Annotated in this window: 19 protein-coding genes; 14 read left to right on the top strand and 5 right to left on the bottom strand. The window is 34.0% G+C overall.

Going from position 1 to position 17,774, the window contains the following annotated elements; all coding sequences use genetic code 11:
* Window positions 1-174: 174 nt before the first annotated feature.
* Both BKH45_RS03910 and BKH45_RS03905 read left to right on the top strand, forming a co-directional pair.
* A complete protein-coding gene (locus BKH45_RS03910) occupies window positions 175-1,515 on the top strand; it encodes a sodium-dependent transporter (RefSeq protein WP_095274175.1) in 1,341 nt (446 codons plus the stop codon).
* Between the two features lie 9 nt (window positions 1,516-1,524).
* Complete coding sequence (locus BKH45_RS03905) at window positions 1,525-2,862, top strand: sodium-dependent transporter (RefSeq protein ID WP_095274174.1); 1,338 nt, start codon at window positions 1,525-1,527, stop codon at window positions 2,860-2,862.
* A gap of 32 nt (window positions 2,863-2,894) precedes the next feature.
* Here the strand turns inward: BKH45_RS03905 and BKH45_RS03900 are convergent, their stop codons facing one another.
* Window positions 2,895-3,647: an SDR family NAD(P)-dependent oxidoreductase gene (locus BKH45_RS03900; protein WP_095274173.1), complete on the bottom strand. Its 753-nt coding sequence runs from the start codon at window positions 3,645-3,647 to the stop codon at window positions 2,895-2,897.
* Window positions 3,648-3,728: 81 nt separating this feature from the next.
* Between BKH45_RS03900 and BKH45_RS03895 the strand changes: the two genes are divergently transcribed.
* The gene (locus BKH45_RS03895) at window positions 3,729-5,087 is read left to right on the top strand and encodes an FAD-dependent oxidoreductase (protein ID WP_095274172.1); all 1,359 of its coding nucleotides are present in this window, start codon (window positions 3,729-3,731) and stop codon (window positions 5,085-5,087) included.
* Here BKH45_RS03895 and BKH45_RS03890 read toward each other — a convergent pair.
* Both BKH45_RS03890 and BKH45_RS03885 read right to left on the bottom strand, forming a co-directional pair.
* On the bottom strand, window positions 5,084-5,917 hold the full coding sequence (locus tag BKH45_RS03890) for a S1-like domain-containing RNA-binding protein (RefSeq protein ID WP_180675614.1): 834 nt from the start codon (window positions 5,915-5,917) through the stop codon (window positions 5,084-5,086). The two genes, BKH45_RS03895 and BKH45_RS03890, sit on opposite strands and share 4 nt — an antisense overlap.
* 450 nt (window positions 5,918-6,367) lie before the next feature.
* Window positions 6,368-7,300: a D-2-hydroxyacid dehydrogenase gene (locus BKH45_RS03885; RefSeq protein WP_095274170.1), complete on the bottom strand. Its 933-nt coding sequence runs from the start codon at window positions 7,298-7,300 to the stop codon at window positions 6,368-6,370.
* A 93-nt stretch (window positions 7,301-7,393) separates the two neighbouring features.
* On the opposite strand from BKH45_RS03885, the gene argB reads away from it, so the two are divergent.
* The 4 genes from argB (at window position 7,394) to rpsI (ending at window position 9,620) form a co-directional block, all read left to right on the top strand.
* Complete coding sequence (gene argB, locus BKH45_RS03880) at window positions 7,394-8,245, top strand: acetylglutamate kinase (RefSeq protein WP_095274169.1); 852 nt, start codon at window positions 7,394-7,396, stop codon at window positions 8,243-8,245.
* Window positions 8,242-8,709 (top strand): hypothetical protein, encoded by a 468-nt coding sequence (locus BKH45_RS03875; protein WP_095274168.1) that lies wholly within the window; start codon window positions 8,242-8,244, stop codon window positions 8,707-8,709. Before argB ends, BKH45_RS03875 begins: the two co-directional genes overlap by 4 nt.
* 86 nt (window positions 8,710-8,795) lie before the next feature.
* Window positions 8,796-9,230 carry a 50S ribosomal protein L13 gene (gene rplM, locus BKH45_RS03870; protein WP_095274167.1) on the top strand — a complete coding sequence of 145 codons (435 nt, stop codon included), beginning with the start codon at window positions 8,796-8,798 and terminating at the stop codon, window positions 9,228-9,230.
* Window positions 9,231-9,620, top strand: a complete 390-nt coding sequence (rpsI, locus tag BKH45_RS03865; RefSeq protein WP_095274166.1) for a 30S ribosomal protein S9 — start codon at window positions 9,231-9,233, stop codon at window positions 9,618-9,620.
* A gap of 88 nt (window positions 9,621-9,708) precedes the next feature.
* Here the strand turns inward: rpsI and BKH45_RS03860 are convergent, their stop codons facing one another.
* Window positions 9,709-10,173: a DUF302 domain-containing protein gene (locus BKH45_RS03860; RefSeq protein ID WP_095274165.1), complete on the bottom strand. Its 465-nt coding sequence runs from the start codon at window positions 10,171-10,173 to the stop codon at window positions 9,709-9,711.
* A 107-nt stretch (window positions 10,174-10,280) separates the two neighbouring features.
* Between BKH45_RS03860 and BKH45_RS03855 the strand changes: the two genes are divergently transcribed.
* The 7 genes from BKH45_RS03855 to purB all read left to right on the top strand — a co-directional run bounded on the left by BKH45_RS03855 (window position 10,281) and on the right by purB (window position 17,129).
* Window positions 10,281-11,666 (top strand): MATE family efflux transporter, encoded by a 1,386-nt coding sequence (locus BKH45_RS03855; RefSeq protein ID WP_095274164.1) that lies wholly within the window; start codon window positions 10,281-10,283, stop codon window positions 11,664-11,666.
* The gene (locus tag BKH45_RS03850) at window positions 11,648-12,298 is read left to right on the top strand and encodes an HAD family hydrolase (protein WP_180675612.1); all 651 of its coding nucleotides are present in this window, start codon (window positions 11,648-11,650) and stop codon (window positions 12,296-12,298) included. The genes BKH45_RS03855 and BKH45_RS03850 overlap by 19 nt, the downstream gene beginning before the upstream one ends.
* 216 nt (window positions 12,299-12,514) lie before the next feature.
* Window positions 12,515-13,075 carry a pyruvate flavodoxin oxidoreductase subunit gamma gene (locus tag BKH45_RS03845; RefSeq protein WP_095274162.1) on the top strand — a complete coding sequence of 187 codons (561 nt, stop codon included), beginning with the start codon at window positions 12,515-12,517 and terminating at the stop codon, window positions 13,073-13,075.
* Between the two features lie 10 nt (window positions 13,076-13,085).
* The gene (locus tag BKH45_RS03840) at window positions 13,086-13,478 is read left to right on the top strand and encodes a 4Fe-4S dicluster-binding protein (RefSeq protein WP_095274161.1); all 393 of its coding nucleotides are present in this window, start codon (window positions 13,086-13,088) and stop codon (window positions 13,476-13,478) included.
* A 32-nt stretch (window positions 13,479-13,510) separates the two neighbouring features.
* On the top strand, window positions 13,511-14,734 hold the full coding sequence (locus BKH45_RS03835) for a 2-oxoacid:ferredoxin oxidoreductase subunit alpha (RefSeq protein ID WP_095274160.1): 1,224 nt from the start codon (window positions 13,511-13,513) through the stop codon (window positions 14,732-14,734).
* Between the two features lie 10 nt (window positions 14,735-14,744).
* Complete coding sequence (locus BKH45_RS03830) at window positions 14,745-15,689, top strand: thiamine pyrophosphate-dependent enzyme (protein WP_095274159.1); 945 nt, start codon at window positions 14,745-14,747, stop codon at window positions 15,687-15,689.
* Window positions 15,690-15,794: 105 nt separating this feature from the next.
* Window positions 15,795-17,129, top strand: a complete 1,335-nt coding sequence (purB, locus tag BKH45_RS03825) for an adenylosuccinate lyase (protein WP_095274158.1) — start codon at window positions 15,795-15,797, stop codon at window positions 17,127-17,129.
* 74 nt (window positions 17,130-17,203) lie between these two features.
* On the opposite strand, the gene BKH45_RS03820 is transcribed toward purB, so the two are convergent.
* Entirely contained in the window at window positions 17,204-17,698 is a 495-nt protein-coding gene (locus tag BKH45_RS03820) for a hypothetical protein (protein ID WP_095274157.1), read from the bottom strand.
* Window positions 17,699-17,774: the final 76 nt, after the last annotated feature.

Below are 17,774 nucleotides of genomic sequence, written 5' to 3'. Positions count from 1 at the left end.
TAAAATTCTGATTTTATGAATATTTTAAATACTTTAGTATTGTATTTTTGATTCCTAATACTCAAAATTCTTTATTATTTTTCTAAAAATTTTAGTTTTTAGAAAAATCACTATGATTTTTAATTTATAATTGAGTATATTAATCATTTCAATTTATTTTTTGAGGCAATACCAATGAGTCATTTTTCAAAATTTGGTTTTATATTAGCAACTTTAGGGAGTTCTATCGGATTAGGGCATATTTGGAGATTCCCTTACATGGCTGGAGTTATGGGAGGTGGAGGGTTTGTTGTTTTGTTTTTGTTTCTTTCACTTACTATTGGGATTTCAATGTTGGTTGCAGAGATGGTGATTGGGCATACTGCAGGAAAAAACACAACTGATTCATTCAAAGAGCTTGATCCTAATCCTAAAAAAAGATGGGGTTATGCCGGGATTACACTTATTGGGGGTCCTTTTATTTTGACATTTTATTCAATTGTGCTTGGATGGGTGTTGTATTATTTATTTGTAGTGAGTTTCGGACTCCCTCAAGATATTGGCACTTCAGAGGCAGAATTTGATGATTTATTGGCGAACTCTATTTGGTGGCAAATATTAGGATTAAGCGTTGTGCTTGGGATTACAGGATGGGTAGTTTCCAGAGGTATTAAAAATGGGATTGAGAAACTTAATTTGGTTTTGATGCCTTTGTTATTTGTGATTTTCATTGGGCTTTTGATTTATGCAATGAGTATGCCTTCTTTTGGTAGGGCGTTTAATTTTATGTTTGCTTTTCGATTTGAAGATATTACGACAAATGTTTTAATTGCAGCTTTAGGGCAGATGTTTTTTTCTTTGAGTTTGGGAGTAGGGATTATTATTACTTATTCAGCCTCAACACATAAAAAACAAAATCTTTTAAAAAGTGCATTTTGGGTGGTTATCCCCGGAGTTCTTATTTCTTTGGTAGCAGGGTTGATGATATTTACATTTGTTTTTCAATATGAAGGCAAGGTTGCCCAAGGCGCAGGGCTTGTGTTTGTTTCTTTGCCTCTGGTTTTTGCCAAAATGGGGTTGGTGGGGAATGTAGTTTCTATATTATTTTTGGTAGCATTGGCATTTGCCGGTATTACTTCAACAATTTCGTTGCTAGAGCCTTCAGTAATGTATATCATTGATAGATTTCGCTTGAGAAGATCATATGTAACATGGTTACTTGTTTTGGGAATTTATATGGTTGGGTTACTTTTAATTTTGTCTTCAAATAAGCACTATCAAAGCGATTTAACTTTTTTCCATAAAAGTTTGTTTGATTGGGTAGATTTTTCTTCTTCTGCAATTGTAATGCCTTTGGGCGGATTTTTATCAGTTATTTTTGTAGGGTGGGTAATTGGCAAGAATCGAGTTTATGAGTTTAGCAAACATTTTCTCTCTAGGGAAATGTTTGAGGTATGGTTTTTTATTATTCGTTACATCGCCCCTTTAGTCGTGATTGTCATTTGGGTTGCTAAGATTATAGAATCATTTTCATAAGGATTTATTTTGAGTCATTTTTCAAAATTTGGTTTTATATTAGCAACTTTAGGGAGTTCTATCGGGTTGGGGCATATTTGGAGATTCCCTTACATGGTTGGGGCAAGTGGAGGCAGTGCTTTTGTGGCGCTTTATTTGTTTTTGACATTAACTATTGGGATTTCAATGTTGGTCGCAGATATGGTGATTGGCAATCAAGGCAAAAAAGACATGGTTTCTTGTTATGAAGAACTGGACCCTACGCCAAAGAAACCTTGGAGAATAAGTGGTATTTGCCTGATAGGAGGACCTTTAATTTTATCTTTTTATGCTGTAGTGCTTGGATGGGTATTGTATTATTTGTTAGTGGTGAGCTTTGAATTACCCGGTACACTTCAAGAAGCACAAGGGCAATTTTTAGAACTTTCAAGTCAAAGTATAGGGTGGCAAATTTCCGGATTTAGCATTTGCTTGTTTTTGAGCGCTTATATTATTTGTTTTGGTATTAAAAATGGGATTGAGAAACTTAATTTGGTTTTGATGCCTTTGTTATTTGTGATTTTCATTGGGCTTTTGATTTATGCAATGAGTATGCCTTCTTTTGGTAGGGCGTTTAATTTTATGTTTGCTTTTGAACCTGAAAAAATTACCTTGAAAATTATTGTCGCATCATTAGGACAGGTATTTTTCTCGCTTAGTCTTGGAGTGGGAACAATTGTTACATATGCAGCTTTTACAAGGAAAAATGAAAATCTTTTAAAAAGTGCATTATGGGTGGTTATCCCCGGCATACTTATTTCTTTGGTAGCAGGGTTGATGATATTTACATTTATGTTTGAATATGGAGGACAACCACAAGAAGGCGCAGGGCTTGTATTTGTTTCTTTGCCTCTGGTTTTTGCCAAAATGGGGCTAGTGGGGAATGTAGTTTCTATATTATTTTTGGTAGCCTTAATATTTGCCGGAATTACATCGACGGTTTCCTTGTTAGAACCTTTTGTATTTTATTTGATTGAGCGTTTTAATTTTGGAAGGGTTGGGGCAACTTGTTTGGTAACAATAGCAGTGTATATGATAGGTCTTTTAGTTATTTTTTCTTTGAGTAAAAACTATGCAACAATACTGACTTTTTGGCAGAGAAATATTTTTGATTGGATAGATTTTGTTACTTCATCAATCATAATGCCTTTAGGAGGGTTATTGTCTGTGGTGTTTGTAGGGTGGGTAATTGGCAAGAATCGAGTTTATCAGTTTAGCAAACACTTTCTTTCTAAAAAAATGTTTGGAATATGGTTTTTTATTCTCCGCTACATAGCCCCTTTGGTAATTGTAATAATTTTATTTTCACAAATTATCAATTCATGGTGAAGTGAGGATGAGTACTATCTCTTAATCATTATTTATTTTTTTGTCTTCGCCACATTGAGTGCAGCAGGCGCTTGCGTGGTAGGCATTATTTCCAGACGATTGATATTGACATGTTCAGGAAGACTCACAACCCACCAAACTGCTTGGGCAATATCTTGAGGCAATAGAGGTTGGGTATTTTTATAGACTTCATTCGCTTTTGTTTTGTCTCCTTTGAATCTAACAAGCGAAAATTCACTCCCTCCACAAAGTCCGGGTTCAATATTGCTAACACGAATATTTTTATCATAAAGATCAGCACGCAGATTGAGGCTAAATTGCTTTACAAATGCTTTGGTGGCTCCATAGACATTCCCTCCCGGATAAGGATAAGTCCCTGCAATAGAGCCCAGATTGATGATGTGCCCTTTTTTGCGTGCTACCATTTGGGGTAGTAATAGATGGGTAAGTTTTGCAAGGGCATAAATATTAGTCATAATCATCATTTCCCAGTCTTTAATATTGGCTTTATTAGCAGGTTCTAATCCAAGCGCTAATCCGGCATTATTGACAAGCACATCAATATTTTGAAAGTTTTTAGGAAGATTTTGGATTGCTTGTGCAATATAATCTGTGTCATTGACGTCAGATACAATAATTTGACATTTTTCTCCTAATTTGTTTTGGAGCTCTTTGAGTTCGTGTTCTCTTCTGGCTAAGGCAATAACTTGATGACCTTCTTTGATAAACTTTTGTGCAATGGCCTTTCCAAATCCTGCAGAAGCCCCACTGATTAAAACTACCATTTGTTATCCTTTGAAAATTATTATTAATAATGTATGATTGCAATATATTGTAATGATTATATAAAAAATTAAGGAATAAAAATGCAAAAATTCGACATTGTTGTTATTGGATTTGGGAAGGCAGGCAAAACATTGGCGCTTAAAAGCGCATTGATGGGTAAAAAAGTGGCTTTGATAGAACGATCCAAAAAAATGTATGGTGGGACTTGTATTAATGTTGGTTGCATCCCAACAAAATCATTGATTTTTCAATCCCATTTAACCTGTCAGTGTGGCAGATCTACTCAAGAAAATTATCAAAAAAGTATTCAGAAAAAAAACGAACTCATTGAATTTTTGAGAGAAAAAAATTATGAAAATTTAGCACAAAATCAAAATATTACTATTTTTGATGGACAAGCTTCTTTCTTGGATAATCAAACGATTGAAATTTCAGGAAAAAATAACATAGCCATTAAGGGAGAAAAAATATTTATCAACACGGGTTCTGAAAGTGTAATTCCTGATATAGATATTGATTCTCAGAGGGTTTATACAAGCACAACAATATTAGATATGGAGGTTTTGCCTAAAGAACTTATAATTATTGGAGCAGGGTATATTGGGCTAGAATTTGCCGGCATGTATGCAAACTTTGGTTCAAAAGTAACTATTTTAATACGTGAGAATTCTTTTATGCCTAAAGAAGATGGGGACATAGCAAAACTTGTGCAAGATTCATTCAAAAAAATGGGTATAGAAATTATTTTTAACGCTCAAGTAGAGGCTATCAAAGATACAGAAGAAAAGGCTTGTATTTTTTATAAAAAGGACAATCAAGATTTTGAAATTTTTGGGGATAGTGTTTTGATAGCTATTGGAAGAAAACCCTATACCAGGGGATTGAATCTTGATAAAGCCGGAGTTAAACTCAATGCTAGAGGAGAAATTATTACAGATGAATTTTTACGCACTCATGCTAATAATATTTATGCCTTAGGAGATGTAAAAGGAGGGAAATTTTTTACTTATGTTTCTTTGGATGATTTTAGAATTGTTTTTGATTCTCTTTATGGAGGAGAAAAAAGAAGCAGCAACAACAGAACCGTTATTCCTGAAGTATTGTTTTTGGATACTCCCCTCTCTCATGTTGGCTTAAGAGAAAAAGAAGCGCAAGCTCAAGGCTATACCATTAAAGTGGGCAAATTACTAAGTGCAGCGGTTCCAAGGGCAAGGATTTTAGAAAATACTACAGGAATGTTGAAGCTTGTTGTAGATGCCAAGAATGATTTGATATTAGGAGCTACGCTATATTGTGTTGATTCTCCGGAGGTCATTAATATTTTTTCACTAGCACTTAATGGGCAGTTAAAATACCAAAGTCTTAAAGATATGATTTTTACTCACCCTTCAATGAGTGAGGCAATCAATGATTTGTGCGCAAGCTTAAAAGAGATTTAGATAAGATGAATTGATTTTTGACCGGGGTGCTTCGAGCTTTCAAGAATCTTGATTTTTGATTCCTTAAGCAAAGCATTGATAAGGGTTTTGAAACTTTTTTTGCTCATTTGGCAAGTTTGTTTGATTATTTCAGGAGAAGAATTAAAATCTAATTCTAAAATTTTATTTTTGGCAATAAGCTCCAGCAATCGCGATTTATCTTCAGTTGTGTTATTGATAGGTTTGAGAGATAAATCCAGCTTGCCATCAGATCGTATATTTGTGATATATGCCGGTGTTTTTTTGCCTAATGCAACAGGAGAGAAAATTTGATTTTGATACAGAAGTCCATAGTATTTTTTATTCACTACACAACCTATTCCTAAGGGGGTTTTTTCAAAAGGAAGAATTTCTATTTGAATATATTTTGTTTTGTGCGGGTAGGGAATTAAATGTTCTTTAATCCCAAGCCCGGCAATCAATCTATTTTGTTTATCTTTTGTTATTCTTACCCCAACAGATTGCCCTATGTGGAATCTATAAGGAGCTTTTGAGGGCATAAAAATATCTTTATCAATGCCTAAATCTAAAAAGCAACCATTAGCTTGTATAGAGAGAATTTTCAAAAAAAGTATGTCTTCAAGTGTCCCATAAGGGGTTTGAGTTGTAGCAACAGGTCTATCCAGGGAATCTGTATAGATAAATACTTTGATGGAATCTTCAACCTTAAAATCTTTTAAGATAAACTTATTGGGCAATAAAACTTCCTGATCACAGGAGGTATCTTTTAAATAAGCTCCGTGTTGGGTAAAACGTTTGATTTGAAGGATTTGTATTTTTCCAATTTCCATAAGCATCCTTGTATGAAGGCAGAAATAATTCGATATTATATCTAAGTAAAGCTCAAAAATTTGATGAGGTAAAGTTTCAAGTGAGTTTTTGGTTTTTAAGGAGAGTATTTGCTTTGGCTGCACACAAATGATATATTTTTTAAGTTTAATAAAATATTCTAATTCAATTAGTGGATAAATCATAAACTATATATTTTATTTAGCTGATTGGATTTAGAATAAAAGACAACCAAACCCTATATGAGAATAAATCATTTTTCCAATCATAAGGGGGTTTTTAATTTCCATTATCCGGATTATGGAAAATATCTTAAACTTAGTGATTCTTGGGAAATATATGCCATATTTTATAGTTATGAGAATCGCTTAAACACAATATCTGTTTCCATCATTTTTAGGAATAGAGTTTGGGGATGATATCCATTTTAGTGATTGAGATAACACAATCAATTATTTTTGATCTATAAAATCTTGTATATTTTGAATCACCATTTTGAGAAGCGTTTTTCTGGCATTGCCATAAGCCCAAGCAATATGTGGGGTTAGAATCATTTTATCTTGAATCTTGGGATTGAGAAAGGGGTGATTGTTTGACATGGGTTCTTTTGCCAAAACATCCGTGGCAAAGAAAATATTTTTTGTCTGTAATGCTTTTGCCATATCTTCTTCATTGACAATACCTCCACGCCCTACGTTAATGAGAATAGCCCCTTGTTTTAAAATCGAAAGTTCATTTTGTGTAATGAGATTATTTGTATGTTCATTTAATGGGGCATGGATAGAGATAATATCACTTTCTTGAAGTAAATTTTTAAGAGATTTTTTAGGATAAGCATTATCGGAATTTTTGCCACTAGTAGATGTATAGCTGACTTTAGCGCCAAATGCGCTTGCCAGATTGGCTACCTTTTTTCCAATATTGCCAAAACCTATAATTCCCCATTCTTTTCCGCTAAGTTCATTTAGCCCACCATTAATATGCATAAAAACATCACTCTGACACCATTGAGCGCTTTTGCAATAATGATCATAATAGTTTAATTGTGAAAGCAGATTAAGAGCTAGGGTTAAGGTATGTTGCGCCACACTATCTGTGGAATATCCGGCGACATTTTTGACTACAATACCTAACTCTTGTGCTCTTTGCATATCAATAATATTGGTTCCTGTGGCAGTAATGCCGATGAATTTGAGGTGGGGTAATTGATTGAGTATAGGAGTATCTAAAACAACCTTATTGGTTAAAACAATATTTGCATCTTGACATTTTTGAAGCGTTTCTTGAGGAGAAGTAGTTTGATAGGAGATAAATTCACCAAATTTTTTTATTGGACTTAAATCGCATACACCGAGTGTTTTGGCATCTAATAATACTATTTTCATCATTATGTCCTTTTGGGAGTTGGATTTTATGTAATAATACATCTTTTTTTATATAATAATACATCTTTATTTGATATTGTATAGAGAGGTTACGTGGAAACAAAAATCAAAATTGCGGATATTTTGCTTGATTCATTGCCTTTTATTAGGGCTTTTAGAAAAAAGGTAGTCGTTATTAAATATGGTGGGGCTGCCCAAATAAACCCCAAACTCAAAGAGCAATTTGCTAAAGATATTGTAATGATGTATATGTTAGGTATTAAGCCTATTATCGTGCATGGAGGAGGTAGGAATATTTCTAAAATGCTTGATGATTTGGGTTTGGAGAGTGAATTTGTTAATGGACATCGTGTGAGTTCAGCAGAAAGTATGCCTATTATTGAGATGGTTTTATGTGGGAATATCAATAAAGAATTAAGCGCTTTTTTGAATTATCATGGCGTGAAAGCAGTGGGGATAAGCGGCAAAGATGCCGGGAGTTTTGAAGCGGCACAAAAAGATGGGGGTAAGCTGGGTTACACAGGAGAAATCACCCAAGTAGATACTACCTTATTAGCTACGTTGTTGCAAAATGGTTTTGTCCCTGTGATCGCTCCAATTGCAGGGAGTTCTCAAGCACACCATCTCGGATACAATATTAACGCTGATAGCGTAGCTTGTGAAATTGCCAAAGCTTTGAATGCTTTTAAAGTAATTTTTCTTACCGACACAAAAGGTGTCCTGGATAAAAATAATCAATTATTCTCCACACTCAATATAGAAAAAATTGAAAAACTAAAAAAAGATGGAGTGATTACAGGGGGTATGTTGCCAAAGATCGATGCTTGTATTAGTTGTGTCCAAAATGGTGTCCAAAAAGTTCATATTATTGATGGTAGAGTTGAACATTCCTTGCTTTTGGAGCTTTTTACAAGCGCAGGAATTGGAACAGAGATAGTTCTATGATGATGCCGGATAAAACCAATTTTACTTATTTGCAAAAATTTCTTATTAAGTGGCAAACTCGTTCTTTGGGTTCAAAAGTTGATACTTTAATGATTATGCTTCCTGTGCTTGTTTATATGGGCAGGCCTCATTTAGAAAATCAACTCAAACAAGCCAAAATAATTATCAATAAAAATATCAAACCCTCAAATTTAGCTGCTAAAGTATTTGATAGGGTTGTTATTTGCGTATCTGAATATGCCAAAGATGAAAAACTTTATATGCAAGATAGAGATAAGTCATTTGAAATTATTGTCCAAGATATTCAATACTATTCTATCGTGCTTGATATGCTAAAGGATAGCAGCTATGAGACTCAAAGGGATATTATTCGATCTGTAGTCCAAAAGGCATATGATGAAGAATATGTTATTAGCAAGGAAAATAAACGTATTTTAGAATATCAAGAACATGCTTTTAAATAAAATTTTGCTTAATTTAAGTTAATTGAAAGCTTTTTTTCTATAAAATCCGGGTTTTAAATTTAGTCCAAAACCAAAAGGCAATAATAATGAATATAACTAAGACTGCGAAAGAAGCTGAAATAAAACGCGATTGGGTTGTTTTAGATGCGAAAGATAAGACATTTGGTCGTTTGATTACAGAAGTAGCTACTATTTTAAGAGGAAAGCATAAACCTTGCTATACACCCAATGTAGATTGTGGTGATTTTGTAGTGATTATTAATGCTACATTGGTGAAGTTTTCCGGCATGAAGCTTGAAGATAAGGAATATTTTACACATTCAGGTTATTTTGGAAGCACAAAAAGCAAGACTCTCAAAGAAATGTTAGAAAAAACTCCTGAAAAACTTTATCATCTTGCAGTAAGAGGCATGTTACCTAAAACTAAACTGGGTAGAGTGATGATCAAGAAACTTAAAGTGTATAAAAGCAGTGAGCACCCTCATACAGCTCAGATTACAAAAGCAAATAAAGGAATTTAAATGGCGAAAGTTTATGCAACAGGAAAAAGAAAAACAGCAATAGCAAAAGTTTGGCTAAACGCCGGAACCGGCAAAATGACTATCAATCAACAGAATTTGAATGAATGGTTAGGGGGGCATGAAGCAATTAAAATGAAAGTCATGCAACCTTTGCTTCTCACCAAACAAGAAAAATCTGTAGATATTGTAGCTGTTACTTTGGGAGGGGGTTATTCTGCTCAAGCAGAGGCTTTGAGGCATGGCATATCCAAAGCTTTAAATGCTTATGATTTAACATTTAGAAGTATTTTGAAACCAAAAGGTTTATTAACAAGAGATTCCAGAGTTGTTGAAAGAAAGAAATACGGTAAGAAAAAAGCAAGAAGAAGCCCACAATTCTCAAAAAGATAATATTTTTAAGCATAAAGTTAATCTTTATGCTTTTTTGTTTATTCTCAATCTTGAATTTTAGTTTCTAAAATCTAATGAATGAGTGATTTTAATGTTTCTTTGTAATAGTATCTGTAATATCAGATAATAATTTTTCTACATTTTTTATGGTTACATTATCTTTAAATCCATAATTCTTTGCGATTGTTTCAAAATTTAGAAATTCTACAAATACACCTTTTTCATCTTGCCAAATTAGAATTTTTACGGGGAGTTCTATAGCAATTTTTTGATTTTTTTGCATCAATTTAGTCCCTACTTCAGGAGTTCCAAATACTACAACAGTGGTGGGATTGAGTTCCAGATTTACTCCGTGAGCATTTTTTGTGTGATCAAAAATTGCAAAAATAGTAATATTTTTTTGATGCAAAACATTTTTAAGATTTGATAGTGTTTCTTGAAAACTTAGTGCGCTTTGTTTGATAACAACATCTCTATTATTTATCATAGAAATATCCTTTGCCAGTAGAATTTGTGAAAGAATACATGTAATAATAAAAGCTTTTTTTAGCATGATTGCTCCTCTTAAATTTTAATGATTAGATGATTATATGATAACTTAATATAGGTTTGATAAATGTTTGAATATAATTATAAAATTTGTAATTATTAGGTGATTTTATGTTTTCAATAGACCTAAGGAATGATTCTGTAAAAAAATTGTTTTTTTATTATTTTATTCCTTCTTTGTGTGCAATGATTGCCCTCTCTACTTATTCGACTGTTGATGGGATTTTTGTAGGCAAAAAATTAGGCGAAGATGCCCTGGCAGCTGTCAGTATTTGTTGGCCTGTATTTCCGGTATTGATTGCTTTTGAGTTACTTTTTGGACTGGGAGCAGCTTCAATTACTTCTTATTTTTTGGGAAAAAATGAAGTCCATCGTGCACGCTTGATTTTTAGTTCGGTATTTTATTTTGTTGTTATTAGCATGCTTATTATTGGAGTGATTTTATATTTGTTTGTTGAACAAATTGCCTTATTGCTTGGGAGTTCTGAGGTATTGAAACCTCTAGTGGTTGAATATTTACGAATTATTTTTTGTGGCAGTGTGATTATGGTGCTTCATCCATTGAGTGATGTTTTTGCTATCAATGATAAACAGCCTATTTTGGCAATGATTGCGATGATTATTGGTTCGGCTATGAATATTGTTTTGAATTATTTATTTTTGTTTGTTCTTGAGACCGGGATTTATGGGAGTGCTTTGGCGACAGTAATAGGGCATGGGATAGGATTTTTGGTGCTTTTGCAGCATTTTTTATTCAAAAGAGGTAAGCTATTTTTTATCAGGCGTTTTAGTTTCGCTGCTGTGCTTTCTTCAGCAAAAAGTGGGATTCCCCAATCTATTTCTGAATTGAGTGCGGCTATTGTGATGTTAATGTTTAATACAACTATTATTGCTATAGCCGGGGAACGAGGAGTGTCAATCTACGGAATTATCATGTACAGCGGGGTTATATTTTTTACCATTTTGCTTTCAATCGCACAAGGTATCCAACCAATTGCAAGTTTTAGTTATGGAGCAGGAAATTTAAAGCGTGTAAAAAGCATTTTTATTTTTGGGATTAGTATTTCTTTCGGGATAGGAATTTTTGTTTATTGTATATTTTATGGATTTGATAAATACCTTGTCCAATTATTTTTAAAAGAAGATGTTTTCAGTAGAGATCCTTATTTTTTAAGCGACACAATTAAAGCAATGAGTGTTTATTATCTTGGGTATATTTTATTGGGTGTTAATATTGTCTGCGCAATTTTTTTTCAATCTGTGCAACGAACTAAAAGTTCGTTTATCATTACAATTTGTTATACATTAGTTTTTTTAGTGATTTTATTGCCTATTTTGAGTAAAAAATATGGAATGGATGGTGTGTGGATTACTTATCCTATTTCGCAATTTTTAGCATTTTTGGTTGTGATGGGTATAGTTTGGTATGAGATGAGATTGGGTATTTTCTCAGGAAAAATTGCAGGGGGAAATTTATTGTGGCAAAGAAAAAAATAATCTTATTTGATTTGGATGGCACACTTATTGATTCTGCCCAAGCTATTTATGAGAGTTGTTGTGTAGCTTGTGAGCAAAATAAACTCAAAATTCCTGATTTTCAAAGCGTTAGAGAAACCATTGGTTATCCGCTAGAGGATATGTTTGTGAGTTTTGGAGCAGATAGACAAAATATATCTTTTTTGGTTGATTCTTATCGGAAATATTATCATCTTATTTGTCTGCAAAAAACAAAATTGTTACCAAATGCTACACAATCTCTCCAAATAGCTAAAAAATTTGCAAAATTAGGGGTGGTTACAACTAAAACGGCAAAATACTCAAAAGAGATTTTAGAGCATTTTGAAATTTTGAATTATTTTGATGTGGTGATTGGTATTGAAGATGTGAAATTTCCAAAACCACATCAAGAACCTATTTTAAGAGCTATAGAACAATTCAATGCGGGCATATCTTCGCAGAATATTTTTATGGTAGGGGATACGCCTTTAGATATTTATTCTGCCATTAATGCCGGTGTTAATCCAATAGCCCTCAAAAGCGGGTATGGTAAGAATGAGGATTTATTGAGAATATGCCAAAATGTTTTTGAGGACGCACTTGAGGCTGTCAATTTCATCAAAACCTTTTGATTGCTACGTTTTTACTCAAGGTAAATGATAGTTTTAAATATGGGCTTTCTTATATTTTACATATTGTGTTAAATTTAGTATAATTCACAAATAAAAAGTTTAGAATTGTATCGTTTAGGGTAATTAATCATTTGAATTTGAATGTTGCATACCAAGATATAAATGATTCATATTTCTAAGGACAACTAACAACATTAACTAGAAAAAGGAAGAAGTATGCTAGAAATCAGATGGCATTCAAGAGCCGGACAAGGAGCTATAACGGGTGCAAAAGGTTTGGCTGATGTGGTGGCAGGAACAGGAAAGGAAGTCCAAGCTTTTGCTTTGTATGGTTCTGCAAAAAGAGGTGCTGCTATGACAGCTTATAATCGTATTGACTCTTCTCCTATTCTCAATCATGAAAAATTTATGAATCCTGATTATATTCTTGTTATAGATCCGGGTCTTACATTTATTACTAATATTTGTGCTAATGAAAAACCCGGCACTCAATATATTATTACAACACATTTAGGTAAAGAGGAACTTTTGAAGAAAAAACCCGATCTGGAAGGTAAGAAGCTTTATACGCTGGATTGTATCAAGATATCGATTGAAGCTCTAGGCAAGCCTATTCCAAATGCTCCAATGTTGGGCGCATTGATAAAAGTTTCAGGCATGCTTGAAATTGAATTTTTTAAGGCTGCTTTCAAAAAAGTTTTGGGGAAAAAACTTCCTCAAAAAATTATTGACGCAAATATGCTTGCCATTGAGCGTGCATATAATGAAGTCAAATAAGGAGTTCATCATGAAAGGTTGGAATGATTTTGAAATTGGAGCGGTGTTATTTCCATTCAAACATCAAGGACAAGAAGCCCTAGCATCTCACAATAATGAGCGAGATTATACTCAAGAGAGTTCATTTAATAGCAGTGTTGCTCATTGGAGAGTAGATAAACCTGTTCATAATAGTGAAGTTTGTATCAATTGTTTTAATTGTTGGGTTTATTGCCCGGATGGGGCTATACTTGCTAGAGATGAGAAACTTAGGGGAGTGGATTATGTCCATTGTAAGGGTTGTGGTGTGTGTGTAGATGTTTGCCCAACCAATCCAAAATCATTGTTAATGTTTAGCGATCATGAAGATAATCAAACTGCCTTAAAAAATTGGCCAAAAAAAGAAGAGAAAAAACGAGACTAAATACAACTAAAAAGATCAAAAAGGAGAATATTATGCCAAATGTTATGGAATTGCAGGAGGTAGAGGTATGGGATGGAAATATGGCAGCATCTCATGCTCTTAGACAAGCGCAAATTGATGTGGTAGCAGCCTATCCAATTACCCCATCAACGCCAATTGTTCAAAATTATGGAAGTTTTGTGAGTAATGGTTATATAGATGGTGAGTTTGTTTTGGTTGAGTCAGAACATGCTGCAATGAGTGGGTGCGTAGGAGCTGCAGCTGCAGGAGGAAGGGTAGCTACAGCAACAAGTTCTCAAGGTTTTGCCTTGATGATAGAAGTTCTTTATCAAGCTTCAGGGATGAGACTTCCTATTGTGCTTAATCTCGTTAATCGTGCCTTGGCTTCTCCTTTGAATATCCACGGAGATCATTCAGATATGTATTTAGGACGTGACGCAGGCTGGATTAATCTGAATACTTGCAATCCCCAAGAGGCTTATGATTTTAATTTGATGGCATTCAGGATTGCCGAAGATATGGCAGTAAGGATTCCTACAATTGTAAATCAAGATGGTTTTTTATGTTCGCATACTGCTCAAAATGTCCGTCCATTGAGTGATGAAGTGGCTTATAATTTTATTGGTGATTATCAGAGCAAAAATCCATTGCTTGATTTTGATAAGCCTGCAACTTATGGAGCGCAAGCTGAGGAAGACTGGCATTTTGAGCATAAAGCGCAACTTCACAATACTCTTATGCATTCAGACATAGCAATACAGAAGGTTTTTGATGAATTTTTTGATCTTACCGCTAGAAGATATAACATTGTAGAAACCTATGATACCAAAGATGCTGAAGTAGTTATTTTTGCATTGGGGACAACGGTTGAATCTGCACGTGTGGCAGCTAAGAATGTTAGAGAATTAGGAATCAAAGCAGGTGTTGTTACGATTCGAGTGTTTCGTCCTTTTCCCTATGTAAAACTTGGAGAAATTCTTAAAGATTTTAAAGCTGTTGCTATTATGGATAAAAGTTTGCCTGCAGGGGCGATGGGAGCATTGTTTAATGAAGTGGCTGCCTCGCTTTATCAGGTTCAAGATTCAAAGCATCCTGTTCTTTCTAATTATATTTATGGTTTAGGAGAGAGGGATTTGACTCAAGTAGATTTGGTCAAAATCTATCAAGAGCTTGATGCAAATGCAAAGGCAGCTAAACTCACGCATCCAACTCAACAATTTATAGGGCTTAGAGGTCCTAAACTAAGCTTTTGCTAAGGAGAAAATAATGGTAAATGAAGTCAAAAATCTAAAACAATTTAGCAAATCAGCAGAGAAATTTGAAGGAGCACATCTTCTGTGTCCGGGCTGTGCCCATGGAATGATTATTCGAGAAGTTTTAAATGTAGTAGATGGACCATTGGTTTTGGGAAATTCGACCGGGTGTGTAGAGGTTTCTACAGCCGTATATCCTTATACTTCATGGGATGTGCCTTGGATCCATATTGGATTTGAAAATGGTTCGACTGCTGTTGCAGGTGTAGAGGCTATGTATAGAGCTTTGGCTAAAAAGGGTAAATATAATGGGCAAAGACCTAAATTTGTTGCTTTTGGAGGCGACGGATCTACCTATGATATCGGTTTTCAATGGATAAGTGGTTGTTTTGAGAGAGGACATGATATGACATATATTTGCTTGGATAATGAGGTATATGCCAACACCGGAGGACAAAGAAGCAGTTCTACCCCCATTGGTGCAAGTACATCAACAACCCCGGCAGGTAAAGTTAGCTATGGAAAGAAAGAAAGAAAAAAAGATATTTTATTTGTAATGGCAGCGCATGGTTCTCCTTATGTAGCACAAGTTGCACCTAATAAATGGAAAGATATGAATAAAAAAATTAAACAAGCCATTGAAACAGAAGGACCTACTTTTATTAATGCTATGAGTGCTTGCACAACTGAATGGAAGTTTGATTCTAATCAAACTGTAGAAGTGAGTGATTTAGCCGTAGATAGTCTTGTATTTCCATTGTTTGAGATTATTAACGGAGTGGAGGTTAGGATCACTTATCGTCCTAAAAATATTATTCCGGTTAGAGATTATCTTGGAGCACAAGGCAGATTTAAACATCTTTTCAAACCTGAAAATGAATATATTCTTGAGCAGTTTCAAAAAAATGTCAATGATCGATGGGAGTATCTCCAAAGAAGAGAAGAAGCCAAAGTTTAATCTTTGACTTCATTGCTTTTATTTAAATTTTCTACAGGCTTTTTTTTTATTCTATTTTTTGACTTCATTATCTATAATATATAAAAATATTTTGAGGAATTAGTTATGGTTGAAAGATACGGGCGTGAATGTATGAAGAATATCTGGAGCATGCAAGCAAAATATTCCTCATGGCTTGAGGTCGAAAAAGCAGTCGTAAAAGGTTGGAATAAGTTGGGGCTTATTGGCGATGAAGATTGTGAAAAAATTTGCAAAAATGCAAAATTTGACGTGGAACGCATTAATACTATTGAAGCAGTTACTAAACATGATTTGATAGCTTTTACTACCTCTGTAGCAGAAAGTTTGGGGGAAGAATCTCGTTTTGTACATTATGGAATTACATCAAGTGATTGCATTGATACAGCTTTAGCTTTGCAAATGAGGGATAGCTTAAAAATTATTTTAGAAGACATAAAGGCACTCACAGAGGTGATAAAAAAGAGGGCTTTTGAACACAAAGATACCTTAATGGTGGGGCGTAGTCATGGCATTCATGGAGAGCCTATTACTTTTGGATTGGTTTTGGCTATTTGGTATGATGAGATGAATAGGCATCTGGAAGCTTTAAATAGCACAATGCAAGTTATTTCTATAGGATCTATTAGTGGGGCTATGGGCAATATGGCGCATACTCCGATGGAATTAGAGGAGTTAGTATGTGCAGATCTGGGACTCAAACCTGCGCCCATAAGCAATCAGATTATTCAAAGAGATCGGCATGCCAGGTTGATGAGTGATTTGGCTTTATTGGCAAGCAGTTGTGAAAAAATAGCTGTGGCAATCAGGCATTATCAGCGCACAGAGGTTTATGAAGCAGAAGAATTTTTTTCTGTTGGTCAAAAGGGTAGTTCAGCAATGCCCCATAAACGTAATCCTGTTTTGAGTGAAAATATCACAGGACTTTGCCGGATGATCAGGAGCTTTGCTTTGCCTGCAATGGAAAATGTAGCGCTTTGGCATGAGCGTGATATTAGCCATAGTTCTGTTGAGAGATTTATTTTGCCTGATGGGTTTATCACGACAGATTTCATGCTTTATCGTCTAAAAGAAGTGATTGAAAAACTCGTGGTGTATCCTGAAAATATGATGAAAAATCTTAATCTTACAGGCGGTTTGGTTTTTTCTCAAAGAATTTTACTTGAACTGCCTAAAAAAGGCATCAGCAGAGAAGATAGCTATAAGATTGTCCAAAGAAATGCTATGAAAGTTTGGGATGATCTTGCGTGCGGAAAAAGCGTTTTTAATCAAAAAGGGGAAAGTTTATATTTGCAATATTTACTTCAAGATAATGAATTGCTGGAAGCATTAGGCGAGCAAGCAATTAAAGAATGCTTTGATTATGCTTATTATACAAAGAATACAGATAAAATATTTCAAAGAGTTTTTGGTCATCAATAAAATAAGATTGCTAAGTAAGGATTTGGAAACTTGAGGATAGCATTTTTGAATGCCAAATTGTGATAAAAAAAATATTAGAAATTTCGGATTGGCTTTAGCAGAATAACAGGCACTGAATTGAGATAATTGACATTGGGTGGCCATATAAACCCTACGCCTAAATCAGCGGGCTTACTTTGGTAAGTCTTTGTATTGGATATATCCATGTTATGATAAATATTATTGTCGGTTTTATTATCAGGGGAAAAGTTTTCATATAGATTATAAGTTTTAGATCTATTTTTTCCATTAACTCTAGCCTCAAATGAAGGTTGGGTAATTCTAAAATTATCAGGCAGATTAGATTTATTTTCATTGAGAACATAAATCCTCATCAAAGTGCCTGTATAAAATTCTCCTAATGTTTTTTCTCCAAATACTTTATCTGAAGGAGGGGCATTTGTAGTAGTTTGCTTGGAAATATATTTATTGGGATTATTTTCTTGCTTACAAGAGACTTGAAGTGCCTGTGCTTTTAGGTCAAAGAATGAAATTGAAAATACAATAATTATATAAAAAATATATTTCATTTTAAAATCTTTATAATCAAATCAAATATTATCAAAATTATTATAATAAATATAAATTAATTTATTAAATTCTAAG

The organism is Helicobacter sp. 11S03491-1, assembly GCF_002272835.1.
Classification (GTDB): domain Bacteria; phylum Campylobacterota; class Campylobacteria; order Campylobacterales; family Helicobacteraceae; genus Helicobacter_J.
Note: the sequence above shows the minus strand (reverse complement) of the source record. Positions and strands in the feature narration are given on the sequence as shown.